This is a genomic window from Mesorhizobium carmichaelinearum (assembly GCF_900199455.1).
Lineage (GTDB): Bacteria > Pseudomonadota > Alphaproteobacteria > Rhizobiales > Rhizobiaceae > Mesorhizobium > Mesorhizobium carmichaelinearum.
In genome coordinates this window covers 67,808-87,691 of sequence record NZ_FZQR01000006.1, presented here as the reverse complement: position 1 = coordinate 87,691, position 19,884 = coordinate 67,808, and the positions used below count along the sequence as shown (strand labels likewise).

Here is a 19,884-nt window from a genome sequence, read left to right as displayed (position 1 = left end):
GACGCCGTTGGTCCAAATGCGACGTACGATTTACGCCACGGCATGTCGCATTCGGTCTTGCTTACCGCTTTCCCTTACGGTCATTATTCCCCTCACAAGAAGCAAGAAAATCGACCGCAGAGTCGAACCAACAGAGTGAGGAACTCAAATGTCAAACGAACTGGAATTCCTTAGCCGGCGTGTTGCAGCAGGCAAACTGAGCCGTCGTGATTTTCTCGGCCGGGCGGCAGCGCTCGGCATCGCCGCGCCCTTCGCCAACTCGCTGCTTTCAAGCGCGGCGCGGGCGGCGGGGCCGGTCAAGGGCGGCACGCTGAAGGCCGGCCTGGTCGGCGGTGAATCCACCAACAGCCTCGATCCGGCGCTGATGATGACGCAGGTGCCTTTCGCCTTCGGCAAGTGCTGGGGCGAAATGATCGTCGAGCTGTCGCCGGACGGCAAGCTCGAGAACCGCATCGCCGAGGAGATCGGCTCCTCGGACGATGCGAAGACCTGGACTCTGAAAATCCGCGACGGGGTCGAATTCCACAACGGCAAGACCGTGACCGCCGAGGACGTAGCCGCCACGCTCGAGCGTCATTCGGACGAGAAGTCGAAATCCGGCGCGCTCGGCTACATGAAGGGCATCGCGACCATCAAGGCCAGCGGCAAGGAAGTGGTGCTGACGTTGAAGGAGGCCAATGCCGACCTTCCCTACCTGCTCAGCGACTATCACCTGATCGTCCAGCCGAACGGCGGCAAGGACAAGCCCGACGCCGGCATCTCGGCCGGCCCCTATGTGGTCAAGACCAACGAGCCCGGCGTGCGCCATGGCGGCGAGCGTTTCGCCAACTACTGGCAGGGCGACAAGATGGGCCATGCCGACCAGATCGAAGTCATCGTCATCAACGATGCCACGGCGCGCACGGCGGCCCTGCAGGGCGGCCAGGTCAACATGATCAACCGCGTCGAGCCGAAGATCGTCGACCTGATCAAGCGCGTGCCGGGCGTCACCATCCGCAACCATGCGGGTCCGGGCCACTATGTCTTCATCATGCATTGCAACACAGCACCCTTCGACAACAACGACCTCAGAATGGCGCTGAAGCTCGCGATCGACCGCGAAGAGATGCTGACCAAGGTGCTGCGCGGCTATGGCTCGCTCGGCAATGACTTCCCGATCAACTCGTCCTATCCGCTGTTCACCGAGATCGAGCAGCGCAAGTACGATCCCGACAAGGCCAAGTTCCACTACAAGAAATCAGGCCATGACGGCACCGTGCTGCTCAGGACCTCCGACGTCGCCTTCCCCGGCGCGGTCGATGCCTCGCAGCTCTTCCAGCAGAGCGCGGCCAAGGCCGGCATCAAGATCGAGCTCAAGCGCGAGCCCGGCGACGGCTACTGGAACGAGGTCTGGAACAAGCAGCCCTTCTGCGCTTCCTATTGGGGCGGACGCTCGACGCAGGACCAGATGTACTCGACCGCCTATCTGTCGACCGCCGACTGGAACGACACGCGTTTCAAGCGCCCGGACTTCGACAAGATGGTGCTGGCGGCGCGCGCCGAGCTCGACGAGGCCAAGCGCAAGCAGATGTACCACGACATGGCGGTGCTGGTGCGCGACGAAGGCGGCCTGATCCTGCCGATGTTCAACCAGTTCATCGACGCGACAGGCGCCAAGGTGGATGGCTGGGTGGACGATCCGCACCAGGAACTGATGAACGGCTACGCCCTGGCGAAGTGCTGGCTGCAGGCCTGAGTCCGGCTTTGCAGAGATGTCTTCACCCATCTTGAAGCTAATTGCCCAGCGCATTGCGCTGGGCATCCTCCTTCTGTTGGCCATTTCGGTCCTGATCTTCGCCGGTACGCAAATCCTGCCCGGCGACGTCGCGCAAGCCATTCTCGGACAATCGGCGACGCCGGAGTCGCTCGCCAATCTGCGCGAGCAGCTCGGGCTGAACGACCCGGCCTATGTCAGGTATTTCCACTGGCTCGGCGGCGTGCTGACCGGCAACCTTGGCACGGCCATGTCGAGCGGCCAGGATATCGCCACCTCGATCAAGGGCCGGCTGTGGAACACACTGTTCCTCGCCTTCTGGGCGGCGATCGTGGCGGTGCCGCTGGCGATCATCCTCGGTCTGATTGCGGTGCGTTACCGCAATGGCTGGGTCGACAAGCTGATCTCTGGACTGGCGCTCGCGTCAACCTCCTTCCCGGAATTCTTCATCGGCTATGTGCTGGTCTACTTCTTCGCCGTGAAGTGGCAGATCTTCCCTGGCATCTCGACTGTCTATGAAGGCATGCCGTTCGGTGAGCGGATGCAGGCGATCGCGTTGCCGGCGACGGCGCTGACGCTGGTGGTGCTCGCCCACATGATGCGCATGACGCGCGCGGCGATCCTCAATGTCATGCAGTCGGCCTATGTCGAGACGGCGGAACTGAAAGGCCTGTCAGCGTTCAACGTCATCCGCAAGCACGCCTTCCCCAATGCCATCGCGCCGATCATCAACGTCGTTATGCTCAACCTTGCCTATCTCATCGTCGGCGTCGTCGTGGTCGAGGTGATCTTCGTCTATCCCGGCATGGGACAATATCTCGTCGATCACGTCACCAAGCGTGACGTGCCGGTGGTGCAGGCCGTCGGCCTGATCTTCGCCGCCGTCTACATCAGTCTCAACATCATCGCGGACATAGCGGCGATCATCGCCAATCCGCGTCTCCGACATCCGAAATAGGGGGCGGGCATGCTCGATATCAAACGCATCCCCATCCCCGCGCTGATCGGCATAATCCTGACCGCACTGTTCGTGCTGGCGGCGGTCTTCGCACCCTGGATCTCACCGCATGACAACGCTGAGATCGTCGGCGATGTCTGGCAGCCTATGTCGGCGGCGCATTGGCTGGGCACCGACAATCTCGGCCGCGATCTGTTGTCGCGGATGATCTACGGCGCCCGCATCACCTTGTTCATCGCGGTGCTGGCCACCGCGCTGTCGTTCTCGCTCGGCGCCATACTGGGCTTCTCGGCGGCGGTGTTCGGCGGCTGGTTCGACACGATCCTGTCGCGCCTCGTCGACCTCCTGATGTCGATCCCGACGCTGATCATGGGCCTGGTCGTGTTGTCGGTGCTTCCGACCAACCTGGTGACGCTGATCATGGTGATGGGCATTCTCGATTCGACACGCGTCTATCGCCTGTCGCGAGCGGTGGCCGTCGACATCAATGTCATGGACTATGTCGAAGCCGCCAAGCTGCGCGGCGAAGGCAGCGCCTGGATCATCTTCCGCGAAATCCTGCCCAATGCGCTGTCGCCGCTGGTTTCCGAACTCGGCCTGCGCTTCATCTATGCGGTGCTGTTCCTGTCGACGCTGTCCTTCCTCGGTCTTGGCGTGCAGCCACCGGATGCCGACTGGGGCGGCATGGTCAAAGAAAACAAGGACGGCATCGTCTTCGGCATCGGCGCGGCACTGATCCCGGCGGCGGCGATCGCCATGCTGGCGATCTCGGTCAACCTCGTCGCCGACTGGGTGCTTAACCGTACGACCAGCCTGAAGGGAGGACGCGGGTGATGGCCGACAGCAAAGCGAAGCCTGGCCTGCTCCTCGACATCCGCAATTTGCGCATCGAGGCCACCGTCTACCCGCCCGGCGAGCCGCCGAAGAACATCGTGCTGGTGCATGACGTCTCGTTGACGCTGGAAAAGGGCAAGGTGCTGGGCCTGATCGGCGAATCCGGCGCCGGCAAGTCGACAATCGGCCTGTCGTCGATGGGCTATGGCCGCGGCGGCGTGCGCATCACCGGTGGTGAGGTCATCCTAAACGGCCGCGATATCCTGAAGGGTGGCAAGGAAGGTTTCCGCAAGCTGCGCGGCCGCGAGGTCTGCTATGTCGCGCAATCGGCGGCGGCGGCCTTCAACCCGGCGCACAAGCTGATGGATCAGGTGGTGGAAGCCACTCTGCTGCACGGCACGGCGACACGCGCCGAGGCCGAGAAGCGCGCCGTTGCGCTGTTCAAGAAGCTCAGCCTGCCAAACCCCGAAACCATCGGCGAACGCTTTCCGCACCAGGTCTCGGGCGGCCAGCTGCAGCGCGTGATGACGGCGATGGCGCTGTGCTCGGAGCCGGACTTGATCGTCTTCGACGAGCCGACAACGGCGCTCGACGTGACGACGCAGATCGACGTGCTGGCGGCAATCAAGGATGCTATCCGCGACACCCATGTGGCGGCGCTCTACATCACCCACGACCTTGCCGTTGTCGCCCAGGTCTCCGACGAAATCATGGTGCTGCGCCATGGCCGACTGGTCGAATGGGGCGGCACAAGGCAGATCATCAAGGAACCACGCCAGGAATACACCAATGCGCTGGTCTCGGTGCATGAGATCGAACATGCCGAACAGAAACCCGGCACCACACCGTTCCTGTCGGTCAAGAACGTCACCGCTGCCTATGGCCGCAGCCACATCAAGGTGCTGAAGAACGTTTCGGTCGACATCTATCCCGGCCAGACGCTGGCCGTGGTGGGTGAGTCCGGCTCCGGAAAGTCGACGCTGGCGCGCGCCATCACCGGTTTGCTGCCGCCAGAGGAAGGCACCGTCACTTTCGACGGGCGCCCGCTGGCTAACCGGCTGGCCGACCGGCCGAAAGAAGATCTGCGCCAGTTGCAGATGATCTATCAGATGGCGGATGTGGCGATGAACCCGCGCCAGACCGTCGGCACCATCATCGGCCGGCCGCTCGAATTCTATTTCGGCATACGCGGTAAGGAACGCGACCGGCGCGTTGCCGAGCTGCTCGACAAGATCGAGATGGGCAAAGGCTTTTCCGACCGGTACCCGGCCGAGCTTTCCGGCGGCCAGAAGCAGCGTGTCTGCATTGCTCGTTCACTCGCCGCCAAGCCCAAGCTGATCATCTGCGACGAGGTAACGTCGGCGCTCGACCCGCTGGTCGCTCACGGCATCCTAGAGCTGCTGCTCGAGTTGCAGAAGGAGGAGAACGTCGCCTATCTGTTCATCACTCACGACCTTGCCACGGTGAAGTCGATCGCCGATTCGATCGCGGTGATGTATCGCGGCGAAGTGGTGCGCTATGGGCCGAAGAGCAAGGTACTGACCCCGCCCTTCGATGACTATACCGATCTTCTGCTTTCCTCGGTTCCCGAGATGGAGATCGGCTGGCTGGAAAAAGCGATCAAGGGGCGGCGCATGGCCAGCGCGGGGAACTGAGCAATTCCAGGGAAAGTGCGAACCTTCCGGAATTGCGTCAGACAAAGGAATAGCTCGAACCGCCGGGCTGGGGCGACTGTCGTCATCGGTATGCAACACTAAAGCGCCACACGTCCTTGCGGACGGGCGCTGCTCGTGACGTTGTTTTCAACAAGGGGTAGGACATGAAGACTGAACTCGACCATCTCGCTGATCTCGCCGGCCAGGGCCGGATATCGCGTCGCGACTTCCTTGGCCGCACCGCGGCACTGGGTGTGTCGGCGGCGCTGGCAACGACGCTGGCCGGGAAAGCCTTCGCACAAACGCCGGTCAAGGGCGGCATCCTCAAGGCCGGCCTGCAGGGCGGCGAATCGACCAACAGCCTCGACCCGGCTCTGAACCTCAGCCAGGTCACTTTCAGTTTCTGCAAGCAGTGGGGTGAATTCCTGGTTCGCCTCAAGCCGGATGGCGGCGTGGAGAACCTCATCGCCGAAGAGATCGGCGCTTCCGCCGACGCCAAGACATGGACGATCAAGGTGCGCGACGGCATTGAATTCCACAATGGCAAGACCGTGACCGCCGACGACGTCGCGGCCACGCTCGAACGACACGCCGACGAGAAGTCGAAGTCGGGCGCGCTGGGCGTGCTGAAGAACATCAAAAGCATCAAGCCGAATGGCAAGGAAGTGGTCGTTACGCTGGGCGACGCCGATGCCGACTTCCCCTATCTGATGGCCGACTACCACCTCGTCATCCAGCCGAATGGCGGCAAGGACAATCCGAATGCCGGCATCAGCGCCGGTCCCTACAAGGTCACGGTCAACCAGCCCGGCGTGCGCCATGGCGGCGAGCGCTTCGCCAATTACTGGCGCGGCGACAAGGCGGGCCATGCCGACCAGATCGAGATCGTCGTCATCAATGACGCGACGGCACGGCTTGCTGCTCTGCAGGGCGGCCAGGTGCAGATGATCAACCGTGTCGAACCGAAGGTCGTCGACCTGGTCAAGCGCATTCCCGGCGTCAGCATCGAGAACGTCTCGGGCCGTGGCTACTATCCGTTCAACATGTTCTGCGACACGGCACCGTTCGATAACAATGACCTGCGCATGGCGCTCAAGCTCGCCATGGACCGCGACGAACTGCTGGAAAAGATCCTGCGTGGCTACGGCTCGGTCGGCAACGACTTCCCGATCAACGAAGCCTACCCGTTGTTTTCCACCGATATCGAGCAGCGCAAGTTCAATCCGGAAAAGGCGGCCGCGGCCTACAAGAAGTCGGGCCATAGCGGTTCGATCCTGCTGCGCACCTCCGACGTCGCTTTCCCGGGCGCCGTCGATGCCGCGCAGCTTTACCAGCAGAGCGCCGCCAAGGCCGGCATCAAGATCGAGATCAAGCGCGAACCCGGCGACGGCTACTGGTCGGAAGTCTGGAACAAGCAGCCCTTCTCGCTCTCCTACTGGGGCGGTCGACCGACGCAGGACCAGATGTATTCCACCGGCTATGTCTCGACCGCCGACTGGAACGACACCCGCTTCAAGCGGCCGGAATTCGACAAGATGCTGTTCACCGCCCGCGCCGAACTCGACCAGGCCAAGCGCAAGGCGATCTACCACGACATGGCGGTGCTGATGCGCGACGAAGGCGGACTGATCGTGCCGTTCTTCAACCAGTTCATCGACGCGGCCGCCACCAACAAGATCAGCGGCTACGTCAAGAACCCGAATGGCGAAATGATGGATGGCTATGCGCTCGGCGAGTGCTGGCTCAACGCTTAGCCGAACGCTGCCTGTTTGATTCACGTGCCCCGTCTGATTCACCTGTAAGAACGCCGTGTGCCTGAAACGGCATGCGGCGTTCCCGTTTAACTGCTAGACATCATGGAGCAGCCCATGGCGCTCAAATCCAAGCTTCTGCTGATCATCCTCGATGGCGTGCCCTACCGGAACTGGCGCCGGCTGATGGGCAATCTCGAGGGTTGGGTGCAATCGGGCGAAGCGCGGGTCTGGAAGATGCGCTCGGTGCTGCCGTCGACCTCGGCCTGCTGCTACGCTTCCATCCACACCGGCGTGTCGCCGCAGGTGCACGGCATCCTTTCCAACGAGAACCGGTTCCGGGTCGAGCAGCCCGACATCTTCTCGGAAATCAGCAAGGCCGGCGGCAAGACCGGGGCGGTGACCCATTCCTACTGGTCGGAATTCTTCCGGTCCTACCCGTTCGATCTGGTCGAGGACATGGAATATGACGAGCCTGGCGGGCCGATCACGCATGGCCGCTTCCACACCATGACCGGCTACAACGCCCGCAACCAGATGACGCCGAGCGATGTCGACCTGTTCGCGACGCTGACCATGCTGACGAAACGCCACGGCATCGACTACGGCATCCTGCACACCTGCACGCTGGATTCGATGGGTCACCGCTTCGGCCATGACTGCCACGAGATGGACCATGCCGTCTATGCGATGGACGGCATGCTGGCAGCCTTTCTGCCGGGCTGGATCGAAGCCGGCTACGAGGTCATGGTCACCGCCGATCACGGCCAGACCGACCGCGGCCACCATGGCGGCCATGACGACGAGATGCAGGATTTCGCGCTGTATTATTTCGGTCCTGCGAAAGGTCCCGAGGGCGATATGCTGCTCGACCAGTTACAGCTGGCGCCGACGGTGCTGAGCCGGCTCGGTGTGCCGGTGCCGGCGACGATGAAGGCTAAGTCTTTCTTGGGGTGATGTGAACGCGACGTCGGCGCCGCCCCTCATCCGCCTGCCGGCACCTTCTCCCCGTATAGTGACGGGGAGAAGGGCGACACTCTGGCAACCGCCCCGCTCTTCGGTTAGCCTCCGCAAATTCCTTGGCGGAGGATGAACCTTTTTGGACCGATCAGCGACAGAGCAGACAGGAGCCAGGCGGCTCGACCGGCCATGACGGCGGCGACGGAAACCGATCGCGCGCTTGTCGACCGGGTCGCGAAGGGCGACCGTGCCGCCGTGCGGCTGCTGTTCATGCGTCACCACGCGCGGGTCTACCGCTTCGTGGCGCGCCAGACGGGATCGGAAATGATGGCTGACGATATCGCGAATGAGGTGTTCCTAGAACTGTGGCGCCAGGCGCCAGGGTTCGAAGGGCGCTCCGAAGTCTCGACATGGCTGCTCGGCATCGCCCGGTTCAAGGCGCTGTCGCTGCTGCGCAAGAAAAAGGAAGACTGGATCGACGACGAGGCGGCCGCCGCGGTGCCTGACAGCGCCGACACGCCGGAGGTCGTCACCATGAAAGAGGACAAGGCCGCCGCCTTGCGCCGCTTCATCGACGCCTTGCCCGAAGAACACCGCACGGTGATCGATCTTGCCTATTATCACGGACAGTCGGTGACCGAGATCGGCGAGGTGCTCGGCATCCCGGTCGCGACCGTGAAGACCCGGATGTTCTACGCCCGCAAGAAACTCGGCGAGGCCCTCAAGGCCGCCGGTTACGACAGGGGGTGGCCATGAGCGCCGCTGAAAAGATGTCGCGCCGCGACGAAATGGAAACGCTGCTGCCGTTCTATCTGAACGGCTCGCTGGAAGGTTCCGACCTCGAAGCCGTCGAGGAATGGCTGGCGACGGATCCGGCGGCGATGGCAGCCCTTGGCGAGGCCGAGGCCGAATTCTCCGGTACATCGGCCGCCAATGAAGCCATCCGCCCGCCCGCCGATGCGCTCAGCCGCTTCGCCAGGGCGCTCGATGCCGAGGCCGGACCCGCACGCAAGCCGGCAGGCTCGTCCTGGCTGGCGCAGGCCTGGGGCCGCTTCATGGCGGTGCCGGTCGGCGTCGCCTGGGCGGCGGCCGCGGTCCTGCTGGCGCTGATCGCGGTGCAGTCCCTGGTGCAGCCCGGCGGCAAGGGCAAGGATTTCGAGATTGCCGGGGCAGAAGACGATCTGGCGAAAATACCGTTCGCGCTGGTCAAGTTCAAACCGGATGCGAAGATGTCGGACATTTCGGCATTCCTCGGCAGCAACGGGCTGAAGGTCATCGGCGGGCCGACCGCCGACGGCGTCTTCCGGCTGGCCATCCCCGCCGCCAACGCAGCCGATTACGCCAAGCAGCTTGGCCTTATTGCTGCCCAGCCGTTCGCGGACACTGTGATCGAGGGAAGGAAACCGGCTGATGGCGGCTGAGGCGGCCCTTCGATTTGCGGCGATCCTTGCGGCGGCGATGACAATCGCCGCCGTGCCTGCGTCGGCCCAGACCAACGCCGCCAACAGCGACCAGACGAAGATCGACTGCCGCAACGGCACCAATGCCGCCGGCGCCAACTGCGCTAAGGACGGCAGCGGCGCCAGCGACAATGCCGGCGGTGCGGGTCCTGCCCAGGCCGGCGCCGTCTTTCTGCCCGCCCTGATCGTCGACCTGTTTCCCAATCCGGTCGCGCCTCCGGCACCGGTACCGACGCCACGACCAGAACCGGCGGCGCCACCGGGCAACAATCAGGCCGGCCCGCCGGCCGGCGGTCCGATCATCTCGCCGACCGATCTCATTGCCGTTCAGCCGCCGCGCGCGGTGGCCGGCGAGTTCGTGCCCGACGAGGTGCTGGTGACCGTTGACGGCGATGCCGGCGCCGTGCAGCAGATCGCTGCCTCCTTCGGCCTCGAAGTGCGCTCGCAGCGCCAGTCCCGGCTGCTCGGCACCACGCTGGTGCGCTTCGGCATTCCCGACGGCCGCCCCGTCGGCGTCGTGCTGGCGCAGCTTGCCGCCGACGGCCGTACGCAGCGCCGCGAACCCAATCACATTTATACACTGCAGCAGGCCGCGGGCATCGTGAACTATGCCTTCGGCCGCATCGAACTCGATTCCAAGCAGGCGAGCGGCGAAAACGTCAGGGTTGCCGTCATCGATACCGGCATCGACGACGCCAATCCGGCACTGGCCGGCGTCATCGCCGCGCAGTTCGACGCCATGCCCGACGTGCCGATCGAAAAGCGCGACCACGGCACCTCGGTCGACGGGCTGATCGCCGGCGTCGGCGCGCTGGAAGGCATGGCGCCGGGCGCCAGGATCTATCACGCCCGCGCCTTCGAAGGCGGCAAGTCGACCATGGACGTCATCCTGTCAGCGCTCGACTGGGCGGCGGAGCAGAATGTCAGCATTGTCAATATGAGCTTCGTCGGGCCGAAGAACGATCTGCTCGGCGCCGCCTGCCGCAATGCAAGGGCACTCGGCATGGTGCTGGTCGCCGCCGCCGGCAATAACGGGCCGAAGGCGCCCTATGGCTACCCCGCAGCCTTCGACGGCGTCATCGCGGTGACCGCCACCGACGCCAAGGACGCTCTGATGCCGCAAGCCAATCGTGGCGCCTATGTCTTCATTTCCGCGCCCGGCGTCGAGATGGTGGCGCCGAGCGGCGCCGGCTCCGACGTCGTCACCGGCACCTCGTTCGCCGCCGCGATCGTCAGCGGCGCCATCGCCAATCTGATCCATGCTTCGCCCGACCGCTCGGCCGACGGCATCGAGAAGGCGCTGGCGGCAACGGCCAAGGATTTGGGGCCTAAGGGGCGCGACAATGATTTCGGCTATGGGCTGCTGGACATCAAGGCGGCCGAGGCGGCGAAGGAGTGAGTGTTGCTCCTGGCTTCTGTTTATGCTGCCGGGAGCTGCCGGGTTCGGCCGATTTGCAGAAACAACGCGGATGCAAGACAAAACCCGACGACAGCCAGCCCGATTACAACAAGCCATCGCATCAACGCCGCCTGCTCATCGTGGCCGATGACGCGGTAGAGACCGTTGATCTCGACCATTTCCGTGTCGGACAACCGCTTCTTGGGCAGTGTCCGGTCGGTGTAGAAATATTTGGTCATCGCGTTGAATTCGAGTTCGCTTCCATTGAACATCTCGGTGGGGTTCAGGTCTGACGTGACATGGCCCTCATAGGTGAGTTCCTGCGTGGTGCGAATGTCGACATTGTTGAAGTCAGGCTCTGTGGCGCCTGGATGAAACCAGCCTGGCGAAAACACCGTGAATGACCCGGAGCGGTGCAGATGGGTAACCGGCTGGTTGACGATCTCGACCACTTTCTGTTTCGACCGCGCGACTTCCGCATTTGCCTTTCCGATCGCTGGCAACGTCCAGAAGATTGCACCGGCAACCATCAGCAAAAGGCCCGTCAGACCAAGCAGAAACACGATATGGCCGATAGGACGCGCCGGTCTTGTTGCATGGTGAACTGCGGTGGCCGGGGCGCGGCTGTCGCGCCCGCGCCGGCCGAAAACCGCGCTGGGCTGATTGGTGTTCATCGGCTCATGCTCGAACAGGCGGGCTAACGCCGCGTTAATGGGCCCTCGTCGTTGCTTCAAAACCGAGGTCACTTTTGAGTGACATTCATCAGAAGGTCCGCTTCGGGCCGAACCCGGTCGTTCACAGTGATTGGACCTAGCCCTACGCCGGCGCCCCGGCGACAGATCCCCTGACCACCAGATCGACCGGCCAGACTTCGCCGCGAGCGCCTTCTTCCAGTCCCGATATCCGCGCGGCCAGCCGTTCGGCGACGCGGGCGCCGGCGAGACGGATCGATGAGCGCGTCGTCGACAGCGGCACGGAAAAGTTCTCCGGCTTCAGCCAAGGGAAGACGTCGTCATGGGCGATCAGCGAGACGTCGCCGGGGATCGTCAGGCCGAGGTCGCGCACCGCGCGCACGACGCCCAGCGCCATGATCAGGCTGGAGCAGGCGATCGCCGTCGGCGCGTCGCTCTCCTCCAGCAGACGCCTGGTGGCGCGGTAACCGTTCTCCTCGGTCATGACCACGGAGCAGACGTGGCGTTCGCCCAAGGTCAGCCCGCTTGCGGCAAGCGCCCGGCGCACGCCGCGCTCGCGATGGATGGCGAAGGTCTCGCGGTCGTCGCCATTGATCAGCGCCAGCCGCCGGTGGCCGAGTTGCACCAGCAGGCGCGCCGCCTCGTGGAAAGCACCCTCATTGTCGATGTCGAGATAAGGATAGTCGAAATCGAAGCCTTCACTGCGACCATGGACGAGGAAAGGAATGCCGAGCGTGCTGACCAGCGACACCCGACTGTCCTGCGGCCTCGGCGAAGAGATATAGACGGCATCGACCTGCCGGTTGGCGACGATGCGCCGATAGGTCGTCTCCTGATCATCAGCGTCGGCCGGCGACAGCACGAGATCAAGCTCGTGCGAGCGGGCATAATCGCCGAGGCCGGACAGGAATTCGACGAAGTGCGGATCGATGTCGACGGTCGCACCCGTGGGCAGGACGTAGCCGATCATGCCGGACTTGCCGGTCGCCAGCCGCCGCGCACTCGGATTGGGGCGATAGCCATGGCGCTTGGCGGCGTCCATGACGCGCCTGCGCGTTTCCTCGTTGACCTCCGGGTAGCCGTTCAATGCCCGGCTTACCGTGGTCTGGGAGAGCGCCAGCATTTGCGCGAGCTGCTTGAGGTTCACAACGGTCTCCATTCCCTCAAAGCGCTTTTAAATTGAATCGACCCAAGCGCCACTAGGGCGCGACGGCACCGGGACGACCATAGTCAGGGTTGGGACCGGTTTGAAACAAAAAATTGCTGTTGCGCCGCCAAAAAAGCATGCTGCGCTGCACTTTTCAGCGTCAAAATCTACAAAATTAAATCGATTAGTTTACTGAGCCTCTTGACTTCCGCTCGATTCAATGGCGTGATCGGAAAAGCCAAAGCGCTTTGGAAGACTCTTCGAAAGGTTGCGGTTCCCTTGCGACTGAGTCACAGTCCTGCGGCGTCGGCGGGCGGAATGGAGGTTCCGTCCGGTGCATGTGACCCACTGGGAGGAATACCGATGAAGAAAATGCTTTTGCTGGGTGTTGCGTTTGGTGCGCTCGCCCTTGGCGCGCCCGCGCATGCTGAACTGAAGTTCAAGCCGGGCGAAGATCCGAAGTTTCACTGGGCGAATTTTGAAGACCTCAAGAAGGTCGACCTCAAGGGTGAGACGCTGACCATCTTCGGGCCGTGGCGCGGCGAGGATGAGACGCTTGTCCGTTCGGTGCTCGATTATTTCTCCGAGGCGACCGGGGCGGAGGTGAAATACTCCTCCTCCGAAAATTACGAGCAGCAGATCGTCATCGACACCCAGGCCGGCAGCCCGCCGAACATCGCCGTCCTGCCGCAGCCGGGCCTGATCCAGGATCTTGCTTCCAAGGGCGTGCTGACCCCGCTGGGCGACGACGTCGCTGCCTGGATCAAGGAGAACTACGCCGCCGGCGACTCCTGGGCCAAACTCGGCACCTATACGGGCAAGGACGGCAAGTCGGCTTTCTATGCCTTTCCCTACAAGATCGACGTGAAAGGTCTGGTCTGGTATTCGCCCGACAATTTCCAGGAAGCCGCCTACAAGGTGCCGAAGACCCAGGAGGAACTGGCCGAGCTCGAAAAGAAGATCATCGCCGATGGTGGCAAGCCCTGGTGCATCGGACTTGGCTCCGGCGGCGCGACCGGCTGGCCGGCGACCGACTGGGTCGAGGACATCATGCTCAGGACGCAGCCGCCTGAAGTTTACGACAAGTGGACAAAGAACGAGATTCCGTTCACCGATCCGGCAGTGGTCAACGCCATCGACATCTTCGGCAAGATCGCTACCGACGACAAGATGGTGGATGGCGGCGCCAAGGCGGTGGCCGCGACCGACTTCCGCGACAGCCCGAAGGGCCTCTTCACCGTGCCGCCGAAGTGCTACATGCACCATCAGGCATCGTTCATCCCCTCCTTCTTCCCGGAGGGCGTAAAGCTTGGCCAGGATGCGGACTTCTTCCCCTACCCGCCCTACGCCTCCAAGCCGGAACTCGGCACGCCGCTGGAAGTCGCCGGAACGCTGGTGATGATCACCAAGGACTCCAAGGCTTCGCGCGAATTCATCAAGTTCCTCGAGATGCCGCTCGCGCATGAATTGTGGATGGCGCAGAAGAGCTTCGTCACGCCCTTCAAGGGTGCCAACAAGGACGCTTATGGCAGCGATGCGCTGAAGAAGCAGGGCGAGATCCTGGTCGGAGCGACGACAGTCCGCTTCGACGGTTCGGACCTGATGCCCGGCAAGGTCGGCGCCGGCTCATTCTGGACCGGCATGATCGATCTGGTCGGCGGCAAATCCGCCCAGGACGTGGCCACCGACATCCAGAAGAGCTGGGATGCCATCAAGTAGCCAGCTGGCAGGTAGCAGCCGCTTCGGCTGCGGTTAGAACTTCCTGATCCACAGACTGGATCCGGGCCCTGTCGGCCCGGATCCGCCCGGCGATGCACGCCGGACCAATTTGCGTTCGCTCGTTCCGATTAACTGAATCGGCGCATCGCCACATCGCCAAGGCCGTTCCAAGCCTGGCTGATCATGCGCAGGGAGAGGGACCCATGGCGGCTCAGATTTTCTCGGCCATATTCGTCATCATCATCGGCGTCGGCGGCTGTGTCGCCTATTTTTGGGGCGCCAACAAACTGCTCGACCTGACCTTCCCTTCACGCGGGGTCTCCGGCACGGCTGCCATCAACAATCTGCGTCGGCAGGGCCTGGTGCGGCCATGGCTGTTCGTCGGCCCGGCGCTGATCATTCTCACCATCTACCTGATCTACCCCGTGATCGCGACATTGTGGCTCTCTTTCCTCGACCGCGGCGGCACCAGTTTCGTCGGGCTCGCCAATTACGAGTGGGCTTTACGCGATCCAGATCTCCGACGCTCGATCCTGAACAACCTCTTCTGGCTGGCAGTGGTGCCGGCCGCCTGTACCTTCCTCGGCCTGATCATCGCCGTGCTCACCGACAAGATCTGGTGGGGCACGATTGCCAAGAGCCTGATCTTCCTGCCGCTGGCCATCTCGTTCGTTGGCGCCAGCGTGATCTGGAAGTTCATCTACGAATATCGCGGCGAGGGCCAGGTGCAGATCGGCCTGCTCAACGCCATCATCCAGCACTTCGGCGGCCAGCCGCAGGTGTGGATATCGCTGCCGTTCTGGAACAATTTCTTCCTGATGATCATCCTGATCTGGATCCAGACCGGCTTTGCCATGGTCATCCTGTCCTCGGCGCTGCGCGGCATTCCGGAAGAGACGCTGGAAGCCGCCGTCATCGACGGCGCCAATCCGTTCCAGATCTTCTGGAAGATCATGGTGCCGCAGATCTGGGGCACCATCGCGGTGGTGTGGACCACGATCACCATTTTGGTGCTGAAAGTGTTCGACATCGTGCTGACCATGACCAACGGCCAGTGGAACAGCCAGGTGCTGGCCAATCTGATGTTCGACTGGATGTTCCGCGGTGGTGGCGATTTCGGCCGCGGCGCCACAATCGCCATCATCATCATGATCGCGGTCATCCCGATCATGGTGTGGAATATCCGCCAGGCGAACAAAGAGACAGGAGGACACTGAGATGGCCGTCGCGACCGGGAATTCCTTCGCCAGCCGTTTCGGCGTTCACATCGCGGTGCTGGTCTTCGTTGCCATCTGGACCATTCCGACGCTCGGCATCCTGGTCTCGTCGCTACGCGACAAGGACCAGATCGTCGCTTCGGGCTGGTGGAATTCGTTCGCCAGTTCCAGCCAGACCGAAGCCGGGCGCCTGCCGCCCGCCTCGACGCAGAAAGAGAAGGACGGCAAGTTCGTCCTCGAGGGCAACATCTTCGGCGACGGCGCCAAGCGCAACATCAGCGCCTTCGGCGTCAAAGCAGCGGCCCCGACGCAATATCCGGCTGGCACATCGGCAGACCTGGGTGACGGCGTGACCCTGCAGGTCAATGCCGACGGCAGTTTCGTCATGGCCTCGCCCAAGGCGTTCGAAGGCGACCGCGGCCAGCGCCTCTACTATGCCTCGTCGGCGCCGCCGAAATTCACCACCGAAAACTACGATACCGTGCTGTTTTCGGAAGGCATCGGCCGCTCGTTCATGAACTCGCTGACCGTCACCATCCCGGCGACCGTCATCCCGATCCTGATCGCCGCCTTTGCCGCCTACGCACTGGCCTGGATGCGGTTTCCTGGCCGGGCGCTGCTGATTGCGGTCATCATCGGCCTCCTGGTGGTGCCGCTGCAGATGTCGCTGATCCCGCTGCTCAAGCTCTACAACAATGTCGGTGCGTTCTTCGGCGTCCCGTCGAAGACCTATCTCGGCATATGGCTGGCGCATACCGGCTTCGGCCTGCCTTTCGCCATCTATCTGCTGAGGAGCTATATTGCCGGCCTGCCGCGCGAGATCATGGAATCGGCGCGCATCGACGGCGCCAGCGATTTCGAGATCTTCGTCAAGATCGTGCTGCCGCTGTCCTTCCCGGTGCTGGCCTCCTTCGCCATCTTCCAATTCCTGTGGGTATGGAACGATCTGTTGGTGGCGATGGTTTTCCTTGGTACGGCACCCGACCAGATCGTGTTGACGGCCAAGCTCAACGCGCTGCTCGGCTCTCGCGGCGGCAACTGGGAGATCCTGACGACATCGGCCTTCATCACCATCATCGTGCCGCTGATCGTCTTCTTCTCGCTGCAGCGCTATTTCGTCCGCGGGCTGCTTGCCGGCTCGGTGAAAGGAGGCTGAGACCATGCAATCCGCTTTGAAAGCCAGTTCGAACCCTGACCTCGCCATCGATCGCGACTGGTGGCGAGGCGCGGTGATCTACCAGATCTATCCGCGCAGCTACCAGGATTCGAACGGCGACGGCATCGGCGATCTCAAGGGCATCATTCAACGGCTCCCCTACATCGCCGCGCTCGGTGCGGATGCGATCTGGATCTCACCCTTCTTCAAATCGCCGATGAAGGATTTCGGCTACGACGTCTCGGACTATTGCGACGTCGATCCGATGTTCGGCACGCTGGCCGATTTCGACGCGCTGACGGCGGAGGCGCACCGACTCGGCCTCAAGGTGATGATCGACGAGGTGCTGTCGCATACGGCCGACAGCCATCCGTGGTTCAAGGAAAGCCGGTCGAGCCGCAGCAATCCTAAGGCAGACTGGTATGTCTGGGCGGACGCCAGGCCCGACGGCACGCCGCCCAACAACTGGCTGTCGATCTTCGGCGGCTCGGCCTGGCAGTGGGACACCAGCCGCCAGCAATATTATCTGCACAATTTCCTGGCCGAGCAGCCCGACCTCAACTTCCACAACCGCGAAGTCCAGGACGCGCTGCTCGAGGTCACCCGCTTCTGGCTGGAGCGCGGCGTCGACGGCTTCCGCCTCGACACGATCAATTTCTACTTCCACAGCCAGGGCCTGGAAAACAACCCGCCGCTGCCGCCGGAAGAGCGCAACGACCAGACTGCACCGGCGGTCAATCCCTACAATTACCAGGACCATATCTACGACAAGAGCCGACCGGAAAACCTCGGCTTCCTCGAACGCTTCCGCGCGCTGCTCGACGAATATCCGGCGACCGCAGCGGTCGGCGAGGTTGGCGATTCGCAGCGCGGGCTGGAAGTGGTGGCCGCCTATACCGCCGGCGGCAAGCGCGTGCACATGTGCTATTCCTTCGACTTCCTGGCGCCGGAAAAGATCAGCGCGGACAAGGTCCGCTCGGTGCTGGAAGCCTTCGGCAAGGTCGCCAGCGACGGCTGGTCGTGCTGGGCTTTTTCCAACCATGACGTGATGCGCCCGGCCTCGCGCTGGGCGGCCAGCGAAGCCGACCCGATCGCCTATCTCAAGGTTATCTCGGCCTTGCTGATGTCGCTGCGCGGCTCGGTCTGCCTCTACCAGGGTGAAGAGCTCGGGCTCGGCGAAGCCGAACTGCGTTTCGAGGATCTGCAGGATCCCTACGGCATCCGTTTCTGGCCGGAATTCAAGGGCCGTGACGGCTGCCGCACACCCATGGTGTGGGATGGCGACGCCAAGAATGGCGGCTTCTCCCAGGCAAAGCCCTGGCTTCCGGTGCCGGCCAAGCATCTGGCGCAGGCGGTCAATGTCCAGCAGGGCGATCAGGCTTCGCTGCTCGAGCACTACAGGCGCTTCCTGACCTTCCGCCGCGCCCATCCGGCACTGGCCAAGGGCGACATCACCTTCATCGAAAGCGAGGGCGACACTGTCGCCTTCACGCGCCGCGCCGGCAATGATGAGGTCGTCTGCGTCTTCAACCTCGGCGCCAAGCCGGCCAAGGTTGACCTTGGCAACCGATCCCTGCAACCTTTGCCAGGACACGGGTTTTCCGGGCAGGCGAGCCCCGGTTCGATCGAGCTCGGCGGTTACGGCGCCTGGTTCGGACGGATCGACTGAATTTTTGAGACATCACTGGGAGGAAACCAATGGCCGATGTCAATCTGAGACAAGTGAAGAAATCCTACGGCAACCTGCACATTCTCCACGGCATCGACCTCGATATCACATCGGGTGAGTTCATCGTCTTCGTCGGCCCGTCGGGCTGCGGAAAGTCGACATTGCTGCGGTCGATCGCCGGGCTCGAGGAAATCACCTCCGGCGAACTCAAGATCGCCGGTGAGGTCGTAAACGACGTGCCGCCGTCCAAGCGCGGCATCGCCATGGTGTTCCAGTCCTACGCGCTCTATCCGCACATGACTGTCTACGACAACATGGCGTTCTCGATGAAGATCGGTAAGGAGAACAAGGCCGAGATCGACCGGCGTGTGCGCCAGGCGGCGGAAATCCTGCAGCTGACCAAATATCTCGACCGGCTGCCCAAGGCGATGTCGGGCGGGCAGCGCCAGCGCGTCGCCATCGGCCGCGCCATCGTGCGCAATCCGAAAGTGTTCCTGTTCGACGAGCCGCTGTCGAACCTCGACGCCGCCCTGCGCGTCGCCACCCGCATCGAGATCGCCAAGCTGAAGGAATCGATGCCCGCCACGACGATGATCTACGTCACCCACGACCAGGTCGAGGCAATGACGCTGGCCGACCGCATCGTGGTGCTGAAGGACGGCCATATCGAACAGGTCGGCACGCCGATGGACCTCTACAAGAAGCCCGGCAATCTGTTCGTTGCCCAGTTCATCGGCTCGCCGGCCATGAACATCCTGCCGGCGACCATCGACAAGACCGGCAACCCGACCGTCGTCAGCCATGTCGGCGGGCGCAAGGCGACGGTGCCGATCACGACGCCCGCCTCGGCAAAGGGCGCCGCTGTAAGCTTCGGCGTGCGGCCGGAAGACCTCATGGTCGCCACCGGCGCGGACTATCTGTTCGAGGGAACCGTCGATTATGTCGAGCAGCTCGGCGAGGTCCAGCTTGTCTATGTCGATATCGGCCGCGCCGACCTGCCGCTGGTGACCAAGCTGCCCGGCAACGTCGAGGTCAAGCGCGGTTCGACGCTGCGGTTGAGCGCCAATGCCGAGGACCTGCATATCTTCGATGCGGACGGGCATTCCTTCGCGCTGCAAAAGCCGGAAGCAAAGGCGGCCTGAGGCCGTCAGTCCTGCTGGGTCGAGGCGACACAAAAAGAGCGGCGGGCCAGGCCCGCCGCTCTTTTTGGAAAATTGGCTTCGGCTGTTAGTGGTTGCCGAAGCGGTCCCGGTCGCTGCTCTGAGGGATCGACTTCTGCGCGTCGCCCGACGAATTGAGCAGCTTGTAGACGGGCGAGCCGCTGTCGCGGATCGAAGCCGTACGCGAGTTGTCAACCGAAGTCACAGCAGGCTGGTTGGCAGCATTGGAGCCATAATTGTCACTGCCTGCGAAAGCGCTGCCGGAGATGGCAAGAACGGCGGCGGCGGCAAGGATGATCTTCTTCATTTCAAGTCTCCTGAATTTCTGGATTTCGCCGGGACAGCGGGCATGCC

General features: G+C 62.9%; 17 protein-coding genes. 14 read left to right on the top strand and 3 right to left on the bottom strand.

Annotated features, from left to right (window positions below):
* Positions 1-148: 148 nt before the first annotated feature.
* From CKW40_RS15560 to CKW40_RS15520, 9 genes are all read left to right on the top strand, one after another.
* The gene (locus CKW40_RS15560; RefSeq protein WP_095200784.1) at positions 149-1,735 is read left to right on the top strand and encodes an ABC transporter substrate-binding protein; all 1,587 of its coding nucleotides are present in this window, start codon (positions 149-151) and stop codon (positions 1,733-1,735) included.
* 16 nt (positions 1,736-1,751) lie between these two features.
* Positions 1,752-2,711 carry an ABC transporter permease gene (locus CKW40_RS15555; protein ID WP_095200783.1) on the top strand — a complete coding sequence of 320 codons (960 nt, stop codon included), beginning with the start codon at positions 1,752-1,754 and terminating at the stop codon, positions 2,709-2,711.
* A gap of 9 nt (positions 2,712-2,720) precedes the next feature.
* Positions 2,721-3,545 carry an ABC transporter permease gene (locus tag CKW40_RS15550; RefSeq protein WP_095200782.1) on the top strand — a complete coding sequence of 275 codons (825 nt, stop codon included), beginning with the start codon at positions 2,721-2,723 and terminating at the stop codon, positions 3,543-3,545.
* Entirely contained in the window at positions 3,545-5,200 is a 1,656-nt protein-coding gene (locus CKW40_RS15545) for an ABC transporter ATP-binding protein (RefSeq protein ID WP_095200781.1), read from the top strand. Before CKW40_RS15550 ends, CKW40_RS15545 begins: the two co-directional genes overlap by 1 nt.
* Before the next feature lie 164 nt (positions 5,201-5,364).
* A complete protein-coding gene (locus CKW40_RS15540; RefSeq protein WP_095200780.1) occupies positions 5,365-6,954 on the top strand; it encodes an ABC transporter substrate-binding protein in 1,590 nt (529 codons plus the stop codon).
* A 114-nt stretch (positions 6,955-7,068) separates the two neighbouring features.
* Positions 7,069-7,908: an alkaline phosphatase family protein gene (locus CKW40_RS15535; RefSeq protein WP_095201023.1), complete on the top strand. Its 840-nt coding sequence runs from the start codon at positions 7,069-7,071 to the stop codon at positions 7,906-7,908.
* A 192-nt stretch (positions 7,909-8,100) separates the two neighbouring features.
* A complete protein-coding gene (locus CKW40_RS15530) occupies positions 8,101-8,667 on the top strand; it encodes a sigma-70 family RNA polymerase sigma factor (RefSeq protein WP_095201022.1) in 567 nt (188 codons plus the stop codon).
* Positions 8,664-9,332, top strand: a complete 669-nt coding sequence (locus tag CKW40_RS15525) for an anti-sigma factor (protein ID WP_095200779.1) — start codon at positions 8,664-8,666, stop codon at positions 9,330-9,332. Before CKW40_RS15530 ends, CKW40_RS15525 begins: the two co-directional genes overlap by 4 nt.
* Positions 9,322-10,770: a S8 family serine peptidase gene (locus CKW40_RS15520; RefSeq protein WP_095200778.1), complete on the top strand. Its 1,449-nt coding sequence runs from the start codon at positions 9,322-9,324 to the stop codon at positions 10,768-10,770. The genes CKW40_RS15525 and CKW40_RS15520 overlap by 11 nt, the downstream gene beginning before the upstream one ends.
* A gap of 20 nt (positions 10,771-10,790) precedes the next feature.
* On the opposite strand, the gene CKW40_RS15515 is transcribed toward CKW40_RS15520, so the two are convergent.
* Together CKW40_RS15515 and CKW40_RS15510 are read right to left on the bottom strand one after the other, a co-directional pair.
* Positions 10,791-11,516, bottom strand: coding sequence for a hypothetical protein (locus CKW40_RS15515; protein ID WP_143748307.1), 726 nt, complete (start codon positions 11,514-11,516; stop codon positions 10,791-10,793).
* 70 nt (positions 11,517-11,586) lie between these two features.
* Positions 11,587-12,609 (bottom strand): substrate-binding domain-containing protein, encoded by a 1,023-nt coding sequence (locus tag CKW40_RS15510; protein WP_095201021.1) that lies wholly within the window; start codon positions 12,607-12,609, stop codon positions 11,587-11,589.
* Positions 12,610-12,972: 363 nt separating this feature from the next.
* Between CKW40_RS15510 and CKW40_RS15505 the strand changes: the two genes are divergently transcribed.
* The 5 genes from CKW40_RS15505 (at position 12,973) to CKW40_RS15485 (ending at position 19,512) form a co-directional block, all read left to right on the top strand.
* Positions 12,973-14,328 (top strand): ABC transporter substrate-binding protein, encoded by a 1,356-nt coding sequence (locus CKW40_RS15505; protein ID WP_095200776.1) that lies wholly within the window; start codon positions 12,973-12,975, stop codon positions 14,326-14,328.
* Between the two features lie 203 nt (positions 14,329-14,531).
* Positions 14,532-15,545: a carbohydrate ABC transporter permease gene (locus tag CKW40_RS15500; RefSeq protein WP_095200775.1), complete on the top strand. Its 1,014-nt coding sequence runs from the start codon at positions 14,532-14,534 to the stop codon at positions 15,543-15,545.
* Position 15,546: 1 nt separating this feature from the next.
* Positions 15,547-16,701 (top strand): carbohydrate ABC transporter permease, encoded by a 1,155-nt coding sequence (locus CKW40_RS15495; protein ID WP_095200774.1) that lies wholly within the window; start codon positions 15,547-15,549, stop codon positions 16,699-16,701.
* A 4-nt stretch (positions 16,702-16,705) separates the two neighbouring features.
* Entirely contained in the window at positions 16,706-18,370 is a 1,665-nt protein-coding gene (bglA, locus tag CKW40_RS15490; RefSeq protein ID WP_095200773.1) for a beta-galactosidase BglA, read from the top strand.
* 29 nt (positions 18,371-18,399) lie between these two features.
* Positions 18,400-19,512 (top strand): ABC transporter ATP-binding protein, encoded by a 1,113-nt coding sequence (locus CKW40_RS15485; protein ID WP_095200772.1) that lies wholly within the window; start codon positions 18,400-18,402, stop codon positions 19,510-19,512.
* Positions 19,513-19,597: 85 nt separating this feature from the next.
* Here the strand turns inward: CKW40_RS15485 and CKW40_RS15480 are convergent, their stop codons facing one another.
* Complete coding sequence (locus tag CKW40_RS15480; protein ID WP_095200771.1) at positions 19,598-19,837, bottom strand: DUF680 domain-containing protein; 240 nt, start codon at positions 19,835-19,837, stop codon at positions 19,598-19,600.
* Between the last annotated feature and the right edge of the window lie 47 nt (positions 19,838-19,884).

Bases quoted from the DNA above. Each gene is read 5' to 3' on its own strand.
- CKW40_RS15560 (WP_095200784.1), top strand. From the start codon at position 149: ATGTCAAACGAACTGGAATTCCTTAGCCGGCGTGTTGCAGCAGGCAAA.
- CKW40_RS15555 (WP_095200783.1), top strand. From the start codon at position 1,752: ATGTCTTCACCCATCTTGAAGCTAATTGCCCAGCGCATTGCGCTGGGC.
- CKW40_RS15550 (WP_095200782.1), top strand. From the start codon at position 2,721: ATGCTCGATATCAAACGCATCCCCATCCCCGCGCTGATCGGCATAATC.
- CKW40_RS15545 (WP_095200781.1), top strand. From the start codon at position 3,545: ATGGCCGACAGCAAAGCGAAGCCTGGCCTGCTCCTCGACATCCGCAAT.
- CKW40_RS15540 (WP_095200780.1), top strand. From the start codon at position 5,365: ATGAAGACTGAACTCGACCATCTCGCTGATCTCGCCGGCCAGGGCCGG.
- CKW40_RS15535 (WP_095201023.1), top strand. From the start codon at position 7,069: ATGGCGCTCAAATCCAAGCTTCTGCTGATCATCCTCGATGGCGTGCCC.
- CKW40_RS15530 (WP_095201022.1), top strand. From the start codon at position 8,101: ATGACGGCGGCGACGGAAACCGATCGCGCGCTTGTCGACCGGGTCGCG.
- CKW40_RS15525 (WP_095200779.1), top strand. From the start codon at position 8,664: ATGAGCGCCGCTGAAAAGATGTCGCGCCGCGACGAAATGGAAACGCTG.
- CKW40_RS15520 (WP_095200778.1), top strand. From the start codon at position 9,322: ATGGCGGCTGAGGCGGCCCTTCGATTTGCGGCGATCCTTGCGGCGGCG.
- CKW40_RS15505 (WP_095200776.1), top strand. From the start codon at position 12,973: ATGAAGAAAATGCTTTTGCTGGGTGTTGCGTTTGGTGCGCTCGCCCTT.
- CKW40_RS15500 (WP_095200775.1), top strand. From the start codon at position 14,532: ATGGCGGCTCAGATTTTCTCGGCCATATTCGTCATCATCATCGGCGTC.
- CKW40_RS15495 (WP_095200774.1), top strand. From the start codon at position 15,547: ATGGCCGTCGCGACCGGGAATTCCTTCGCCAGCCGTTTCGGCGTTCAC.
- bglA (WP_095200773.1), top strand. From the start codon at position 16,706: ATGCAATCCGCTTTGAAAGCCAGTTCGAACCCTGACCTCGCCATCGAT.
- CKW40_RS15485 (WP_095200772.1), top strand. From the start codon at position 18,400: ATGGCCGATGTCAATCTGAGACAAGTGAAGAAATCCTACGGCAACCTG.
- CKW40_RS15480 (WP_095200771.1), bottom strand. From the start codon at position 19,837: ATGAAGAAGATCATCCTTGCCGCCGCCGCCGTTCTTGCCATCTCCGGC.